This window comes from Vibrio ichthyoenteri ATCC 700023 (genome assembly GCF_000222605.1).
GTDB lineage: Bacteria > Pseudomonadota > Gammaproteobacteria > Enterobacterales > Vibrionaceae > Vibrio > Vibrio ichthyoenteri.
The window spans coordinates 1-17,486 of record NZ_AFWF01000026.1; the positions used below are offsets into that span (position 1 = coordinate 1).

13 protein-coding genes are annotated in these 17,486 nt (G+C 46.3%); 9 read left to right on the forward strand and 4 right to left on the reverse strand.

Annotated elements, in window-relative coordinates:
• Positions 1-27: 27 nt before the first annotated feature.
• Positions 28-651, reverse strand: coding sequence for a trimeric intracellular cation channel family protein (locus RH85_RS02925; RefSeq protein ID WP_006710695.1), 624 nt, complete (start codon positions 649-651; stop codon positions 28-30).
• A 234-nt stretch (positions 652-885) separates the two neighbouring features.
• On the opposite strand from RH85_RS02925, the gene RH85_RS02930 reads away from it, so the two are divergent.
• The gene (locus RH85_RS02930) at positions 886-1,416 is read left to right on the forward strand and encodes an elongation factor P hydroxylase (RefSeq protein ID WP_006710696.1); all 531 of its coding nucleotides are present in this window, start codon (positions 886-888) and stop codon (positions 1,414-1,416) included.
• A 72-nt stretch (positions 1,417-1,488) separates the two neighbouring features.
• Here RH85_RS02930 and RH85_RS02935 read toward each other — a convergent pair whose 3' ends face one another.
• Positions 1,489-1,986, reverse strand: a complete 498-nt coding sequence (locus RH85_RS02935; protein ID WP_006710697.1) for a hypothetical protein — start codon at positions 1,984-1,986, stop codon at positions 1,489-1,491.
• A gap of 10 nt (positions 1,987-1,996) precedes the next feature.
• Complete coding sequence (locus RH85_RS02940) at positions 1,997-4,141, reverse strand: LruC domain-containing protein (RefSeq protein WP_006710698.1); 2,145 nt, start codon at positions 4,139-4,141, stop codon at positions 1,997-1,999.
• A 165-nt stretch (positions 4,142-4,306) separates the two neighbouring features.
• Between RH85_RS02940 and RH85_RS23380 the strand changes: the two genes are divergently transcribed.
• From RH85_RS23380 to RH85_RS02955, 4 genes are all read left to right on the forward strand, one after another.
• On the forward strand, positions 4,307-4,501 hold the full coding sequence (locus RH85_RS23380; protein WP_006710699.1) for a hypothetical protein: 195 nt from the start codon (positions 4,307-4,309) through the stop codon (positions 4,499-4,501).
• 9 nt (positions 4,502-4,510) lie between these two features.
• Positions 4,511-5,284, forward strand: a complete 774-nt coding sequence (locus tag RH85_RS02945) for a tetratricopeptide repeat protein (protein ID WP_277422391.1) — start codon at positions 4,511-4,513, stop codon at positions 5,282-5,284.
• A gap of 110 nt (positions 5,285-5,394) precedes the next feature.
• The gene (locus RH85_RS02950; protein ID WP_006710701.1) at positions 5,395-5,658 is read left to right on the forward strand and encodes a YfcL family protein; all 264 of its coding nucleotides are present in this window, start codon (positions 5,395-5,397) and stop codon (positions 5,656-5,658) included.
• A gap of 114 nt (positions 5,659-5,772) precedes the next feature.
• On the forward strand, positions 5,773-6,309 hold the full coding sequence (locus RH85_RS02955; protein WP_006710702.1) for an NADPH-dependent FMN reductase: 537 nt from the start codon (positions 5,773-5,775) through the stop codon (positions 6,307-6,309).
• 110 nt (positions 6,310-6,419) lie between these two features.
• On the opposite strand, the gene mnmC is transcribed toward RH85_RS02955, so the two are convergent.
• Positions 6,420-8,432: a bifunctional tRNA (5-methylaminomethyl-2-thiouridine)(34)-methyltransferase MnmC2/FAD-dependent 5-carboxymethylaminomethyl-2-thiouridine(34) oxidoreductase MnmC1 gene (gene mnmC, locus RH85_RS02960; RefSeq protein WP_006710703.1), complete on the reverse strand. Its 2,013-nt coding sequence runs from the start codon at positions 8,430-8,432 to the stop codon at positions 6,420-6,422.
• A gap of 128 nt (positions 8,433-8,560) precedes the next feature.
• On the opposite strand from mnmC, the gene fabB reads away from it, so the two are divergent.
• The 4 genes from fabB (at position 8,561) to RH85_RS02980 (ending at position 17,440) form a co-directional block, all read left to right on the forward strand.
• Positions 8,561-9,772, forward strand: coding sequence for a beta-ketoacyl-ACP synthase I (gene fabB, locus RH85_RS02965; protein ID WP_006710704.1), 1,212 nt, complete (start codon positions 8,561-8,563; stop codon positions 9,770-9,772).
• A 406-nt stretch (positions 9,773-10,178) separates the two neighbouring features.
• A complete protein-coding gene (locus tag RH85_RS02970) occupies positions 10,179-11,315 on the forward strand; it encodes a 4-phosphoerythronate dehydrogenase (protein ID WP_006710705.1) in 1,137 nt (378 codons plus the stop codon).
• Positions 11,312-12,325 (forward strand): aspartate-semialdehyde dehydrogenase, encoded by a 1,014-nt coding sequence (locus RH85_RS02975; protein ID WP_006710706.1) that lies wholly within the window; start codon positions 11,312-11,314, stop codon positions 12,323-12,325. The genes RH85_RS02970 and RH85_RS02975 overlap by 4 nt, the downstream gene beginning before the upstream one ends.
• Before the next feature lie 210 nt (positions 12,326-12,535).
• Positions 12,536-17,440: a FimV/HubP family polar landmark protein gene (locus tag RH85_RS02980; protein WP_006710707.1), complete on the forward strand. Its 4,905-nt coding sequence runs from the start codon at positions 12,536-12,538 to the stop codon at positions 17,438-17,440.
• The last annotated feature ends 46 nt before the right edge of the window (positions 17,441-17,486 follow it).

A 17,486-nucleotide genomic window follows, 5' to 3' on the forward strand; every position in this document is an offset into this window, starting at 1 on the left:
TGCGTTTTTATCTTTATCAGGTCGTGATTAGTGTAGTGGACCATCATTTTCCAAATGGAATGAAGGTAGGCGCCATTTAAAGCGTACTGCCGCCATACGTAAAATATAGCCGACTACCAGTGTGACGATGGTTGCGGTCACGTCATCAATACCAAATTCAAGTAAGCTTAAGTAAAGCCCTGAAGCGACTAAAGATACCGATGCATATAGCTCTTCGTGCAACACCAACGGCGTTTGGCGACAGATCAAATCGCGCAGTAAGCCACCAAATACGCCGGTAACAAGCGCTGCCACCATGCAGATCCCAAGATGCAAGCCCATCCCTAGTGCCACTTTGGTACCGATAATACTAAAGACGATTAAGCCAAGCGCATCAAGACGAATGAATAGCCCTTTGAATTTGATCACCCATTTCGCTAATCCTGTGGTGAGCACACCGGCGATACAAGTAATCGCCAAATATTCTGGATTTTTAACCCAGCCTAATGGGTAGTGACCAAGTAAAATGTCACGCACGGTACCGCCACCGATAGCGGTTGCACTGGCCACTAACATGACACCGAACCAGTCCATTTTTCGACGACCAGCACTGAGAGCGCCAGTCATGGCTTCGGCAGTGATACCAATGATGTACAACACACTTAACAGCATAGCGATTACTCAAATAACGAAAACGAGGCAATAGGGCGAATACAAAGGCCCTATCTTATAAAATGAAGGCGAAAGTGTAGTGGTTATGGCGTGAAAAAACGAATGAGTTTTTGTGGTTACGAAAACGTTTATCAGATAATAATTTCTAATGACAGAGCTATGCGTGGCAGTGTGCAAAACCGCTAAAAGATGCGAGAATACGGGCGCTTTATTTCATTCCATTAGCCAAAGACTATGAATCACGATTACCAAGATTTGATTAAAATCTTTAATGACACTTTTTCAGCTAGCTATAACACCGTGTTAGAGCTTGGGGGCGATGAGCCTATTTACTTGCCTGCTGATGCGCAGCATCCTCAGCACCGAATTATTTTTGCCCGCGGATTTTATGCCTCGGCGTTGCATGAAATTGCTCATTGGTGCGTTGCAGGACCGGAACGTCGCTTACTTGAAGATTTCGGATACTGGTATGAGCCCGATGGCCGCACTGCACAAGTGCAAGCCGAGTTTGAGAAGGTAGAGATCCGCCCGCAAGCTTATGAATGGATTTTAGCGTTAAGCGCTGGTTTTCCATTTAGTGTCAGCTGCGATAACCTCAATGGCGATTTCGAGCCAGATCGTTTGTTATTTATGGCGAAAGTACATAATGAAGTTATGGCCATTTTAGAGCAGGGTATTCCGCCAAGAGTGTTGATGCTCTCCGAGGCGATGCGCGCATTTTATGCTGTTGCACCACTGACTCGCGATGACTTTGTCGTAATATAATCTATTGATTATATTACAATAAAAAAGCCGACAGCGTGTCGGCTTTTTTTATGACGGAAGAGGGGCATTTGGCTAGTTGATGGTCCAATAAGTTTGTTTTTGGTTGTTGTGGCTGAGTGTATAGGTCAATGGCGCGCGGCCTTTTTCCATAATCCAAATCACAGCAATCAATTCATCGCAATGGTTGGCGACACGGAGTTCAAAGCTGCCTTTGCCATCCACTAGGCTTGATTTCAGTAAGCACATATCAAAATCGAGTTTGGCAAGATCACCGTTGGCCGCGGTGTTGTCACAAATCGAGATAAACGCCTTTTCGGTTGATATGGCGGAAATATCGACATCAACCTCAACCTGGTATACAGACTCGAGATTGTTGTCGGCGGCGATGTTTAAATCTGTTACCGATAAACGAGCTGGTTGTGGGTTTGGAGCCGGCGTTACTGCTGGAGTGGGTGTTGGTGAAGCTTTTGAACCACCACCGTTGTCGCCATCTCCGCCGCCGCAGGCCAAGATAACTGTGCTGCTCGCAATAACAGCTAAGGCTTTTAAATTAATCATTAAATGGCTCATAAAATACTCCTTAGTCTGTATAGGCTTTGTTGAGGATAGGGGTGACGTACCAGCTTTGTTCTGTCAATCCTAACGGGTCTTGAGAGAAGTCTGCAAATTTTGGATAGGTCTCTAGAATGCTGATGGTCTCAATTGGGTGCTGCCAATCAAGGGGTAGCTCAATTGCCCATGGAAGACCGTTACTGGTAAGGAAATAGGTACCCGCGCCGGCATCCGTGGCATCGTCTTTTTTACCGACATAGCCGTAGTTGAATTTAGCGGTGGGTGTTTTGTTTTTTAGGTGTACTTCGAGCCCACGTCCTGGGAAGCCACCACTCACTTGCAGCCCGGTTTCGCCATGATAGAACCCCGGTGTGGCGAAGATGAATGGGTCATATGGGAATTCAGGCATTTGAGCGCTAGCAATGGGTGAACTCAATGGCACAACTAATTCCCAACTTGGGCGATAGCTTGTTCCGCAGCCGAGTTCGGTTCGGAACATATTACAGCCATCAGCTTCGCCAGATTCGGTAATTGACCACAAGTCTTCATGAACGATTAACACCGCATCCGTGGTTCCCGATTCAACAATATCAACCGATTGTAACTGGCCATTGATAAAGAGTTTGGTTGAATCGGTTTTGATCGCGTTAGGATCAACCCCAGGTAAGCGAATGGCGAAACCAGAATGATAAGTGCCACCGAGGGCGGCAATCTGTCCCTCAATTTTCAATTGGATTACTTGATTGTTTTGGCTGAACTCGGTGTATTTTACGTTCATCAAAACATCATTCATGTCGTAGTCACCCATTTGCGGGTATTGGTCTTCGTATGCAAAAGTGGTGTAAGAAGAGCCTGATGGGTAAGTCTCTACCGTAACCCCTTGGCTAGTAACCGTTACTTGATGATCCTCTACCTCACCGGCCCCGACGCCGCCAGTCGGCCCGACATCGTTGGTATTACTCAGGCGAAAGCGGGCCCAAGTGTCCCCATCAAGAGCCCAACTAGGTACGGAAATATACAGCTGATTCTGACCATCATCGACAGATTCGCTGTTGATCACCAGTTCGTCATCGTTAAATTGCCCATCTTGGTCCCAATCGATCCAAGCACTTAGAACCCCTTCACCATCAGCGCCATTGATGTTGGCATAAATAAAGCTAGTTTGACCTATCTCAAGGGGAACTGGAAAAGAGACGCCATCTTCATCGTTACTACTATCGGCGGTGTCATCGGAGAGAGGATAAGCATAGGCTTCGTTCTCACCATCCACGAGGTCACCTAGTTTTAAGCCGCTAATGCCATGACGTGCGCCTGAAGAGGCGTAGGTTGTGCCATAGCTATCTGGTGCATCACCAAAGTCGGTTTGATCTCCAGGTATCACGGCTGCCAAGGCACATCTTGCCCCGTCATTAGAGTTACTCGATGGGCCATAAGCAAAGAATTCTGCGGTCGAATTATTACCGTCGATGGTCACCTTAAAGATATGCCCATTGCCGTTATTACTCAGATATAGGCTGCCTTCAACATCGAAGTATTGTGCGCCAAATGCCAAACTGTGGCCAAGCGCGCTGCTATTCAGGACTTGGTTAAACCGTGTGCTGCTGCCATCGCTGGAATCAATTTTATAGAGATAACCGGAATTATCGACGCTATAAATAAAGCCATCGTCTGGATGGAAGGCCATATCAAGTAAGCGAATTTTACCAATTTGGTTGGATGTAGCGACTTGGGTCATCGCATTGGTTTCGAGATCAATACGAAATAGACCATAGTTGATTCGATAGCCATACCAAGCATTTTCTTCCACCGAAACATCGCCAACGTAAAATGACGTTGGGGCGATGCCTAAGTTTGAAATTGTCATTGGGTTGGATGTTAATTCAGACCCGATACGAGTAAGGGATTTTGCGCCATAATCCCAACCGTAGATAAAGTCGTCATGAACACTAAAGCCAACGCCATTGATTTTTGCGCTACCGACATTCCAAGAAAGCGTGGAATAGCTCCCCACGTCTAAGCTGACCCCGTAGGCAATAGGAGTGCCTGATGGATTTTGAATTAAAAAAGCTTGGGTCGGGCAGGATGTAAATGGCGTTGCGCCATGGCTTGCAGTGCTGAAGGCTAGTGCGGCACACAACAAGGGTAAATGAATTTTTGCTTCTAGTTTGCTCATGACAACCCCTTCATTTTAGAATGCGTAGGAAGGAGGTTGCACAGCTTGTGCCATATTGTTAGCTATTGAATTTAAAAGATTTTGTTTTTATATTCTCAATATGAAAAGCTAAGCGTTCATTTTTGAGAATTAAACTGATTGATAAAACCGTCGATGGAGTAGCCGATGCGTGTCGAATTTAAACTGATGGGGGATTCTAGTGCTTGGCGACGAGCTATTGCTGTTGTGTTCATGATCATCATACTCGCTGCTTGTAGCCACCAAGTGGAACAAAAAATCACGTTCGATCCATACTGCTCCTATGCGGTTAACGAACTTACCGATCAAATTTCACCTTACTGCATTGATAATGCCGATTAACGTGATCCTATCGCGGCCACTAATTTAGGCTATCTCTATTCAAAAGGAATGTTGGTGGAGCACGACCCTCAACGTGCTATGGCTTTATATCATGTTGCTGCTGAGCAAGGCTTTCCCCAAGCGGAATATAATTTGGCTGAGTTATATCGAAGTGGAGTGTATGGTGAAGAGCGGCCGGATCTTGCTCGTTATTGGTATCAAAAATCGGCTGGCCAATTACCCGTTGAGCAAAGGAAAGAAGCGGAATTTATGTTGGGTTTGCTGTGGTTAGAGGGCAGTGGTGGCGAGCAAGACTTAGCCATCGCCAAGCAATGGTTAGTTGAGAGCGTGGATCATGGTCACGCTGAGGCAGCGTATGTATTAGGCAATCTCTATTTAGACGAAGAGAATAACGTGATTGAAGCGATAAAGTGGTATCAAATCGCGATTGAACGAAATTTTGGCCCAGCGATGCATAAGATGGGGCTTTTATATGTGGATGGATCTCTTGGGGAGAACGACCCAGATAAAGCCAAACCGTGGCTGCTACGTGTTGCGACCTTAGGGTTACCAGAGGGGCAGGTTGATTTGGCAACGCTATTGTATAATGGCGCAGCCACCCGCTCGGATTATGTACAGTGTTATGTGTGGTTAAGCGCAGCCGATTCACAGGGTTTTGAACTAGCCAATCAGCGATTAAAGTTATTGCAGACAAAATTAACCGCGGGTGAACTAGAACAAGCTCAAATATTGAGTCAGGCGTGCATTGAAAGTGCCTTTCAACGTTGCGAACCACAAGAGTAAGTATGGAAAACCGAGCCAATGAGGGTTTGATGATAATTTGCGTTCATTTTCGCAATATGAGAAGCTTCAGCCCTATTTTGTGAGCCCACTGAGTTGATTGAATATAGATCATGATTATTGAATTTGAAGAGAAGCTACTGACGTTAATTGATGAGCGAATTTCGACCGCTTCGGATGACGAATTGTTTGCTGGTGGTTATTTACGTGGTCATATTTCTTTGTCAGCCGCAGCATGCGAAGAAGAAGGCATCAATGACGTTGATGAGCTTAAACAACGTATTGTTGCTAGCTTAGATAAAGCACGTGCAGAGCTTACACCTGCCGATCGTGTAGTGGTAAATGATTTGTGGTTAGAGCTGAGTAATCACGCTTAATCCTATCTCGTTCAATAATTTTGAACGTCTTTATACATAAATTGTGGTTGTTGCTTTTTTATTCTATTCCTATGCTGAGCATGGTAGATACATTGAATAAAAGGAATAACCACAATGAATATCCTCGCTTTTGGCGCGTCAAGCAGCTCAACGTCAATCAATAAAACACTTGCTCACTACGCAGGACAACTTCTTGCTAGCCGTCTCGATGATGCGCAGCTCACCCTACTTGATCTAAACCAATTCAATTTACCGCTGTTTAGCGAAGATATCGAAAAAGAGATTGGCCAAGCGCCTGAGGCTCAAGCTTTTTTACAGTACATTTCAAATGCGGATGTGGTGGTTATTTCTTTTGCTGAACATAATGGCTCTTATACTGCGGCTTATAAGAATTTGTTTGATTGGGCATCACGCATTAATCCGCAGGTGTTTCAAAACAAACCAGCAATCTATCTCTCAACCTCTCCAGGTCCTGGTGGAGCTCAAAATGTGCTTGCTCAAGCGACTGCTTCGGCAGCGTATTTTGGTGCGGAGGTGAAGGGGTCGCTTTCCATTCCAAGTTTTTACGATTGTTTTGATTTAGCGAGTGGCCAATTTAGCCAGGATGAGTGGGCGCAAAAGGTCGAGAAATTAGTGGTAGAGCTGTGCTAACCAGAAGATGACCACGAGCTAAGTGCAATAAAAAGGCCTCCACATAATCGGAGGCCTTTTTTATCTCTTGAATCTGGCCTATCAATATCATTCCAGACGACAGTGATAGATCAGATCTCAGTTATCGCTTTACCTTTGCGCAGCTTACGAACCCACATACGGCTAGGGTCAAGGGTTTCTAATACATCGACAGGTAGTGGTAAAGGATCACCACAAATTTGCGAAGCTAACACTTCCGCCATCAGCGGAGCGGAGCTAAGCCCACGAGAACCTAACCCCAGTAAGCAGAATAGATTTGGGTAATGTGGCGTTGGCTGAATGTCTTCAAGCTCTTGCTGAGCGAGATCCGCATACTGAGCTTTCACTTGCTGGTAATCAGCAAGGTTGCCAACAAAGGGCAAATGATCGCGACTGACACAACGAATGCCTTGACGTGATTGATTGGCCGAGGTGTCAACGGCTAGAGGCCATGATTCGTCAGGCACGCAGTGACGTAGCTTGTCACCGTTTTCCTGCTGAGCCTGAGCGTCGAATTCATAGTCTAAATGGCTCCGGTCATAGCTTGCGCCAATGCAGTGCTGCTGATTATTCGGGTTCACTGGTGTCATATAGCCATCATAGCAGAGCACGGTTTTCAGCGAACTTAGCTCAGGCGTGGTCGGAATATGACTCACTTGACCTTTGACTTGGCCAAGCGGAACATGAGCGCTTTGCTCGAAACTCGCAAACTCATTACCATTGGCAATGACGACACAGTCGTGCTCGAAATTCCCAGCTTGACTGCTTAGCGTCCAGTGTTCATCGGTACGCGTAATAGCGTCGATTTTGTGCTGGTATTTAACCGTAAAACGAGCATCTTTTTCCAGTTCGTCAATTAGACCTTGCGTTAATTGCGCCGGACACAACCAACCGCCCAATGGATATTGAATACTTGCCATTGTAATCGGCAAGCCAATCGTGGCACTGGTCTGTTTTGCGTCAAGCTGATGAATCAGCATAGGGTCAAACTTGCCTTCCAGCATTTTGCCTAGTTTGGTTGTCGACTTTTCATCCCACATTAGTTGAGTAATGCCACACCAGTCGTGATCGAACGGGATTTTCTCCGCTGCTTGATCAACAAACTGGCGAGCAAATAAAAAGCCCGGAGCGAAGACGCGTGATACGCCGCGATGTTCGCCGTTAAGCAGTGGATAAACCGCGCCTTGACGATTTCCTGAAGCGCGTTGGGCTGCTCGTTCATCTTGGCAATAGAGCGTAACTTTTTGTCCACGGCGCAATAGGGTGGTTGCGAGCGTGGCACTGGCGACGCCACCGCCAATAATGGCAATGTGCTGATGTTCGCTGCTCGGCGTATGATGGAACCAAGGTTTAAAATTGCTGACAGGCTCACGTTGAGTCAGGCTCCCAGCGATCATTTCTCGCTTGGTGCCAAAGCCTTTGACTTTTTTCATCGCAAATCCAGCCTCGATTAAGCCTCGGCGGACAAAACCCGCGGCGGTAAAAGTCGCGCAGCTACAGTCTTGCTTCGCTAAACGTGCCATGCCATCAAACAGGTTTTGATTCCACATTTCCGGATTTTTGCTTGGCGCAAAGCCGTCGAGGAACCATGCATCGACCAAACCTTGTGCAGAAACAGGTACTAATGGCATGCAATCTTTGATATCACCAAACCAAAGGTCTAGAGTGATGGCACCATCAGCGAGTACAATACGCTGGCATTCAGGCACTGCGATCGGGTAGTGTTGTTGTAATTGAACAGCGTAGTCGGCCAGTTCAGGCCAAGACTGATGGGCTTTGATTAGGTCCGCTTTACTCAAAGGATACTTTTCAAAGCTAATAAAGTGCAGCTCTTTAAGAGGTGCATTGGGATGCTGTTGTCTAAATTGTTCGAACCATTGCCATACGGCAAGGAAATTTAGACCTGTGCCAAAGCCAGTTTCAGCAATCACAAAACGACGCTGGTCATATTCTTGCCATCTTTCTGGTAGATGATTTTGCTTGAGGAACACATACCGCGTTTCTTCCAAACCATTTACGTTAGAGAAATAGACGTCATCGAATTGGTCTGAAACGGGCGTGCCAGCTTCATTCCAGCCGAGTTGAGCATTGGTAATAGAAGTCATAGTGTCTGATTTTTGTGAATATCGACCATAAATATAGGTTGATTGTACGGTTTTAAGGGAAAGCTGACCACTTTTCCTAGCTAACTTAGTTATCATCTAGCGGTATCTTGAATTATAGGAATGTCATAATGAAACGAGTCGTAATCACCGGTATGGGTATTGTTTCAAGTATCGGTAACAACGTCGAAGAAGTTTTATCGTCTCTAAAAGCGGGTAAATCTGGCATCACTGCTTCAGAGCAGTTCAAAGAAAAAGGTCTACGTTCACAAGTATGGGGTGATCTTAAAATCAACCCAGCAGAGCATATTGATCGTAAGCAGATGCGCTTTATGGGTGATGCGGCGGCTTATGCATACCTATCAATGCAGCAAGCAATTGAAGACGCAGGTTTGGCAGAAGACCAAGTGTCTAACGACCGCACTGGTATCGTTGCCGGTTCTGGTGGTGCTTCATCACTAAACCAAGCAGCAGCTGTTGATATCCTGCGTGAGAAAGGCGTAAAGCGCGTGGGTCCTTACATGGTACCTCGTACTATGTCTTCAACGGTTTCAGCTTGTCTAGCAACCCCATTTAAAATTCGTGGCGTGAACTACTCAATGAGTTCTGCGTGTGCAACATCGGCACACTGTATTGGTCACGCAATGGAGCTTATCCAATTAGGTAAGCAAGACATCGTATTTGCAGGTGGTGGTGAAGAATTGGATTGGACATTAACCATGATGTTCGATGCGATGGGTGCACTATCAACGAAGTACAACGAAACACCTGAGAAAGCGTCTCGTACTTACGATGCAGATCGTGATGGCTTCGTTATCTCTGGTGGCGGCGGCATGATGGTTATCGAAGAGCTTGAGCATGCATTGGCTCGTGGCGCGAAAATCTATGGCGAAATCGTTGGTTACGGCGCAACATCAGATGGCTACGACATGGTAGCACCATCAGGTGAAGGTGCAGTACGTTGCATGAATATGGCGATGGCAGCGGTTGATGGTGTTGATTACGTGAACACTCACGGTACCTCAACGCCAGTCGGTGACGTAAAAGAGCTTGGCGCTATCCAGCAAGTATTTGGTGGCAACAGCCCAGCAATTTCTGCAACCAAAGCAATGACAGGTCATGCACTTGGTGCTGCTGGTGTGCACGAAGCGATTTACTCAACACTGATGCTTCACAACAACTTTATTGCGCCAAGTATTAACGTTGATAACCTTGATGAAGCGGCTGCAGGCCTAGATATCGTAACAGAAATGCGTGAAGCAGAGCTGACTACTGTGATGTCAAACAGCTTTGGTTTTGGCGGCACAAACGCAACGCTTGTGATTAAAAAGTACCAAGGTTAATACCAATCAACATAAGTTTTTGGTCATTCTTGCACAAATTTCTGACCACTTACTTATTCTGATTGGTATGACTGAATCTGCCCGCCAGCGTAGTTGGCATGGCAGCACAGTTTCCAGAGCTTGACTTAGGTAATGCTTAAGTCGAACAGACGCAGATTTTGGCTCATGGAGAGCGAGTCAAATTCCTTTTGTTCTGGATCTTACCGGCCTCAATTGAGGCCGGTTTTTTATTTACGAATAACGTCAATACGCTCGCAGTATCCCGCTATAATCAACCACTTCATTAATCTCATACTGATTGTTTTTCTATCATCACTAGGTGTACATATAGTGAGGAGAGCTGGTATAACACAGTTCAAGATAGAAAATCTTTGCCAACTCATTCTCAACCGACGAACGTACGCAGATGAAAAAAATTCTCATAGATGAAAACATGCCTTACGCTGAGGCGCTTTTTAGCCAACTTGGCGAAGTAATTTTAAAGCCGGGACGCAACCTCACTGCAGAGGATTTAATTGATGTTGATGCATTGATGATTCGTTCTGTGACCAAAGTGAATGCTGAATTAATCGCCCAAGCCAATAAGCTAAAATTTGTGGGTACAGCCACCGCAGGTATGGACCATGTTGATCAGGCTTTGATGCAAGAAAAAGGCATCTTTTTCACTGCCGCACCGGGTTGTAACAAGGTGGGTGTCGCGGAGTACGTCTTTAGCGTCATGATGGTACTTGCCCAGCAAGAGGGGTTCTCGGTCTTTGATAAAACGGTTGGTATTATCGGCGCAGGCCAAGTGGGCAGTTATTTACAGCAATGCTTAGAAGGGATTGGCATTAAAGTGCTAATCAATGATCCGCCCAAGCAGCGAGCTGGAGACACACGTCAGTTTACTGAATTGGATGAGCTGCTAGAGCGTGCCGATATTATCAGCCTACATACGCCAATTACCCGTGAAGGGGATGATGCTACTCATCACCTGATTGATGAGCAGGTGTTGAATACGTTACGTGGTGACCAAATTTTAATCAACGCAGCACGCGGTCCAGTGGTTGATAACCAAGCGCTTAAACAGCGTTTGGCGAAAAAAGATGGTTTTACTGCAGCACTAGACGTGTTTGAGTTTGAACCAGACGTTGATATGGCCCTTCTTCCTCTGTTAGCATTCGCCACCCCGCATGTTGCAGGCTATGGTTTAGAAGGTAAGGCACGCGGAACAACGATGATTTTTAATAGCTACTGTGAGTATTTGGCGCAACCATTGGTGGCCACTGCACAAGAGCTATTGCCAGTCGCGCCGATTCCGCAATTAACGTTAGATCGTTGTTGGGATGAAGCGACGCTGCACAATTTAACGCAAATCATCTATGATGTGCGCAAAGACGACGCGCTATTTCGCCGTCAGATCCATCAGCCAGGCGCTTTTGATCAAATGCGCAAGACGTATTGGGATCGTCGTGAATATGGCGCTGTAAAGTTAGTCGGTGATTCAGAGTGTAATTTGGCACCGCTAGCGAAATTAGGTTTTCAAGTTGAGGTAATTAAATGAGCCAACAATATAACGTGGCCGTTTTTGGTGCGACAGGCGCTGTCGGTGAAACCATTTTAGAAGTACTGCAAGAACGTAAATTCCCTGTAGGTAACATCTACCTATTGGCGAGTGAGCGCAGTGAAGGCAAAACCAGTCGCTTCAATGGTAAAACTGTACGCGTAGAAAATGTGGCAGATTTTGATTGGTCTCAAGTACACATTGCACTGTTTTCAGCGGGTGCTGAGCAATCAGCGAAGTGGGCGCCAGTGGCGGCAGAAGAGGGCGTTGTAGTTATCGATAACACCTCACAGTTCCGCTATGAATACGATGTTCCACTGGTTGTGCCAGAAGTGAACCCAGAGGCGATCGCTGAGTTTCGTAACCGTAACATCATCGCTAACCCGAATTGTTCAACGATTCAAATGGTCGTTGCGCTGAAACCAATTCAAGATGCTGTGGGTATTGAACGTATCAACGTTTCAACGTACCAATCAGTATCTGGTGCAGGTAAAGCAGGTATCGATGAGTTAGCGGGTCAAACAGCTCGGCTACTAAACGGCGTTCCAGCTGAAAGTGAGCACTTCCCTCAGCAGATCGCGTTTAACTGTATTCCGCAAATCGATCAAATGACGGAAAACGGTTATACCCGTGAAGAAATGAAGATGGTGTGGGAAACGCAAAAAATCTTCAATGACCCAGGTATTACCGTTAACCCAACGTGTGTTCGCGTACCGGTTTTTTACGGTCATGCTGAATCACTTCATGTTGAAACTTGTGCGCCAATTGATGCTCAAGATGTTATCCAATTATTGGAAAATACCGAAGGTGTCGAAGTATTCCAAGGCGATGACTTCCCGACACAAGTACGTGACGCAGGCGGCAAAGACCATGTCATGGTTGGCCGAATCCGTAATGATATTAGCCACCATAGTGGCATCAACTTATGGGTTGTTGCAGATAACGTACGTAAAGGCGCAGCAACAAATGCAATTCAAATTGCTGAAGTGTTGATTCGCGATTACTACTGATCATCGTTTAGCCAGTCAGTGATACTATTCAAAAGCCCTGCGTTTTCGCGGGGCTTTTTTAATCAATCCTGAAAAAAATGTGTGAGATTAATGCGATTATTAAGCTAGGGACACATTTTTTGCCACTACGGCTATAGTTTTGCCCTCATGATCCGATATATTTAGCAGATCACTAAATTTATTTTCCATCAGCACCTAACTGAGCCATATATGCGTCGAATTCTCCAACGTCTCCTAATGCCACTCGCCTTAGTAGCCGTGACTCAGACAAACATCGTAAGTGCAGAAAGTATTCGCCTGACAGGGCCAAATGGCGAGATTCAAAGCTCACCACAATACTCTGAGCAAATTACGCGCCATTCATCGGTTGCGAGCGAACCTTCACGCTTTTATGGACCAACCTCAGGGCAAGACACCCTATGGGGAATTTCCTCGCGTTTAAAACCGTCCAATCAAGTGTCGGTGCAGCAGACGTTGTTGGCTATCTACCAACTTAACCCACAAGCGTTTGAGAATCAGAATATCCATACTCTGCTACCAGGGAGCACGATTCGTATTCCTTCACTGGCTCAGGTAGAGAGTGTTTCCACTGATGAAGCGGTTCGTATTATGAACCTGCATCAAGCGCGCCTTGATGGCCGTGAACCAGCCCCTAGCGTGGCGAAACCTGTCGTTGCAGAAACGACGCCAACGGCGAAACCTAAAGCGCCGGCGACACAAGATAAAGCGGTTGTGGCTGAAACGCCAAAACCATCTGCGCCAGTTGTGGTCGATAAACCACAGCAAGTTAAGAACCTAGAGACACAACTTAATAGTTCAGAAACGGAATTAACGGCTTTAGAAGAAAAAAATCACCGCTTACGCCTGATGTTGGCAGAAGTGCAAACGGAAGTGGATGGTTTAAAAGAAGAGTTAGGGGATGAAAACCGAATTCGTTCAGAAGTCGAAAAATTACTGGAAGCTGAACGTCTGCGTGTTGCAGAACAGCAAAATAATGCCCCAAGCGCGTTAGATAATATTCTGTCAAACGGTTGGCTGGTGGCTGGGCTTGCGATCATCCCTGGGCTACTCATCGGCCTGATGGTGATGTTACTGCTTGGTCGTAAGAAAGAAGAAGCTAAAACAGAACAATTGGAAAGTACACCGCAGTCGATGTCACCTGCGGCCGCCGCTGCGCCACTGGCAGCGGGTGCTCTCAATGATGATGTTGAAGATGAACTGGATCTTGATGATGACCTGTTTGGTGAGTCGAGTGATGACGACACCTTGTTCTCAGATGAGATGGATGACGACACAGGTACAACCCAAGAAGCGGACATTTTTGCTGATCTTGATGATAGCGAGCTCGATTTCAATCTAGATGACCAAGATGACACGGACCCATTCGCAGCCATCGATGATGATGGCGATCTCGACGAGTCTTTAGCATCGTTTGATGTTAGCTCTAATGGGATCAGTGTTGATAGTGGTGAGAAAGCGCTTGGCTTAGAAGAAATGGAAAGCGCTCTTGATGATGTGATTATTGAAGACTCTTCGGAAGAAGAAGATGGATTTGATCTTTCTGATAGCGGCGTTAGTCAAAGTGAACTTGATGACTTATTTAGTTCGGCTTTAGATGATCTCGATGATGACGAAGACAACGCCGAACAAGCGATGCTGGACGAGCTACTTAGCGAATCGACCGATGGTGACGATAGCTTCTCATTTGATAACTTACTCGATGATCCGCAAGGTTTCGATTTAAGTGAAGATGACAACGAACTGTCTAATAAGTCGATCACCTCTGATAGCGATATTGATGATCTGTTTGCACAAGTGCAGGCTGAACAAGACGCGATCAACAACAGTATTGAGAATGACTCGCCAATAACAGAGCAACCAGACGAAGCGTTACAGAAACTCGAAGATGAGAGCAGCGCGCTGTTTGATGAGTTATTTACTGAATCGACAGAAGAGACTCAGTCACAGCTCACGAATACTCAAACACTTGATGAGTTATTGGATTCTGAGGATGACGATTTCGATTTAAGCTCAGATGAAGAGAGTATTGACCTTCTCGATGATTGGTTAGATGACAGTGACGACGATGATTCATTGCAACTCCCTGATGATTCAACCGCAATGTTGGATGAGTTGCTTGAGGAAGAATCAACAGACAGCGAAGTGGGTACGGATAGCCTTAATGTCGCAACAGAGACTGATGCTGAGTCTGCACCGGTCATGCCAACGGAACCGAGCACTGCAATCGATGATGTCGATGATATTGAGTTTGATCAAGACTCAATATCGATGCTTGATGAATTGCTTGATGAAGAAGAGCTGGATCAAAACGCGGCTAAGTCAACTTATGACGAGGACAGTACCGATCTGCTTGATGAACTGCTCAATGACAGTAGTGACACGGAAAGTAGTGATGACTCATTTGCTGCTGATGATTTTGGTGATGATGGTATTGACCTCTTTGAAGAACTACTTGAAATCGAAAAAGGTCAGCCAGAGCAAGCGCAGTCTGAAGATAGCTTAGCAACATTGGAAACTACCAGTGATGATTCGCAAACTGAGCCTGAAGCAATCGCCAGTGACGATGATATCGAACAATTACTCAATCAGCATAATGCGCCGGTAGAATCGCAATCACTCGATGCGCTTGAACAAGAGGTTCAAGGCGAACAAGAGACTGATAGCGAAGATCATACTCAAGACGAAGCAAAAGCTTTCTCTAGTGATGATTTCCTTGATGACATGCTCAATGTTGCGCCAGAGTCAGACCCACTATTAGGGGAGTTTGATTTTGATGCATTGGAAGAGGAGCCTCAAGAGACAGAAGCGCCTCAAGAGACAGAAGCGCCTCAAACACTTGACACCACTGAGCGAGATAGCGAAAGCTCCTTGCCAGAGCCAGAGCCAGAGCCAGAGCCAGAGCCAGAGCCAGAGCCAGAGCCAGAGCCAGAGCCAGAGCCAGAGCCAGAGCCAGAGCCAGAGCCAGAGCCAGAGCCAGAGCCAGAGCCAGAGCCAGAGCCAGAGCCAGAGCCAGAGCCAATCAAAGCTGCACTACCAACCATGGATAATGAGTTCGGTACACCAAGCGATGATGATTGGTTGTTTGATGGCGACAGCGAAACTGAAAATGCGCTAGCGGGTTTGCAAGAGGCACCTGCACAACAAGAGCTAAGTGAAGCCGAGGTTGATCTTGGCTTTGACGAGGAGCTTAACGAGCCGCTAGAACCAGCAGACTCTGTGCAAACGGAAGAGATAGAAGAGCCACAAGCTAACAGTCACGAAGCTGAGACGCCATTGGATGAGCCGCACTCAGCATTGATGACTGATGAGCCGGACACAGCAATGACATCTGAACCTGCGTCTGAACCTGAAACAGAACAGACACCGGTTGAAAGCGCGGATAGCGCGGAAGCCGTTAACGATGAAGCATCAGTGTTGGAAGAATTTGTCTCTGAACAGGATCTTTCTGATCAGTCTGATGTTACAGAAGCTATCTCAGATCTTTCTGCAGACGACGACGGGGCGCAATCGGAAGTTGAGCAACCGGCAGAGGTAACAGAGACAGAAGCTGCGCAAGCAAATGATGAGGCGCCATTTGAATTTGATGAATTAGATTTACCTGAGTTTGGTGAAGAAGAAGCGTTGGCCGAAACGGCTGAGGAGCTTGTTTCTCCAACAGAAGAGATGGTTGCGGAACCATCACCTGAGGTGAATGACTCTGATGCAACAAATGCTGCTGAAATTGATGACACGGAAATTGAAACATCGGCCAACGATCCTATCGCTGAGACTGAGACGGAGGCAGATGTATCACAGCCAGAGACGCAAAGTGTCTCAGATGAAGAGCGCTTTGATTTTGATGACTTAGATCTGCCGGAATATGGCGAAGAAGATGCGATCGCAGACTTCAAAGCTGAAATGCCGCAGCAAGCTGCAGCGATGCCATCAGATAACTTGTCATCTGAGCCAGAACTGAGTGATGTGGATGCAGAAACTCGCTTTAGCTTTGATGACTTAGAGTTACCAGAATATGGTGAAGATGATGCGTTAGCAGACGCGGCTGCAGAGATGGAACAGCAATCAGATGTCGCTGTTGCTGAAGCACCGGCAATGGCGCCGGAAGAGAACGAGCCTGCACCACAAATTAGTGAGCAAACACAGCCGCAAGAGCGCGTTGAGGATGAAGTTGATTTTGATATCGACCCACAAGCTGGAGCAATTGAGACTGAGATTACCGATGAGGATCAATCTGAGTTAAATCAAGCGAAGCACGAGCCTGTTCATCAGGAGAGTGCTCAACCACAATTGCCAGAGGAAGCGCAAGTGGCTGAACAGCCACGTGCGCCACGTTTTGATTTTAATGATCTAGAAACGATTGATATTGATAATGCTGAGCTGGATCAGCGTTTGGATGAGCAAGATGTATTGTCAGGTTTGTTTGGCGATTCATCTTTTGATTCCGAGACTCAACCGGCGCACACGGGCTCTGCAGCGACATCTGATTATGATGAAACAACGTTTAACGAGTTACTAGCAGAAGGCGATGATCGTTATACGCCGGTAGAGAAACCAATCGATCAGCGTGCCAGTGATTCTGCGGGAATGGATATTGACGCGATGCTCGAAATGGGTGGCGAAGACTGGAATGGCTTTAGTTTAAGCCCAGAGCTGCAAGCGTCTATCTCGGATGATATTCCTGAAGAAGAGCGTCAAGCTTGGGATGAAGGAAATCAGCCAACTCAAGCTAAGGTATCGAATGAAGATTGGGAAAATCAAGATGACTTAATTGATTTTAATCCTCGTGATAATCAATACCGCACTATTGATGAGTTGATGGCAGAAGTCGATCGTGAAGAAGGCATCTTTAATCCAGATGAAGAGGCGCTCAAATTAGATGTTGGCTTAAGTGATTTTCCAGATGTGATTGGACATATGTCAGAGGTCGACGTTGACAGCAACGCAGAGGCGTCAGGTAAGCTCGATCTCGCGAAGATCTATATGGAAATGAACGATGCGACGGGAGCAATCAAGTTACTTGAAGAGGCAATCGTCGATGGTAATGATGATATTCGTCGTGAAGCCAAGGGTTTAATTGACGCCATAAACGGTCGATAGAATATAAAAGGGGCGTAAGCCCCTTAATTTTTTCATGATTTAAATG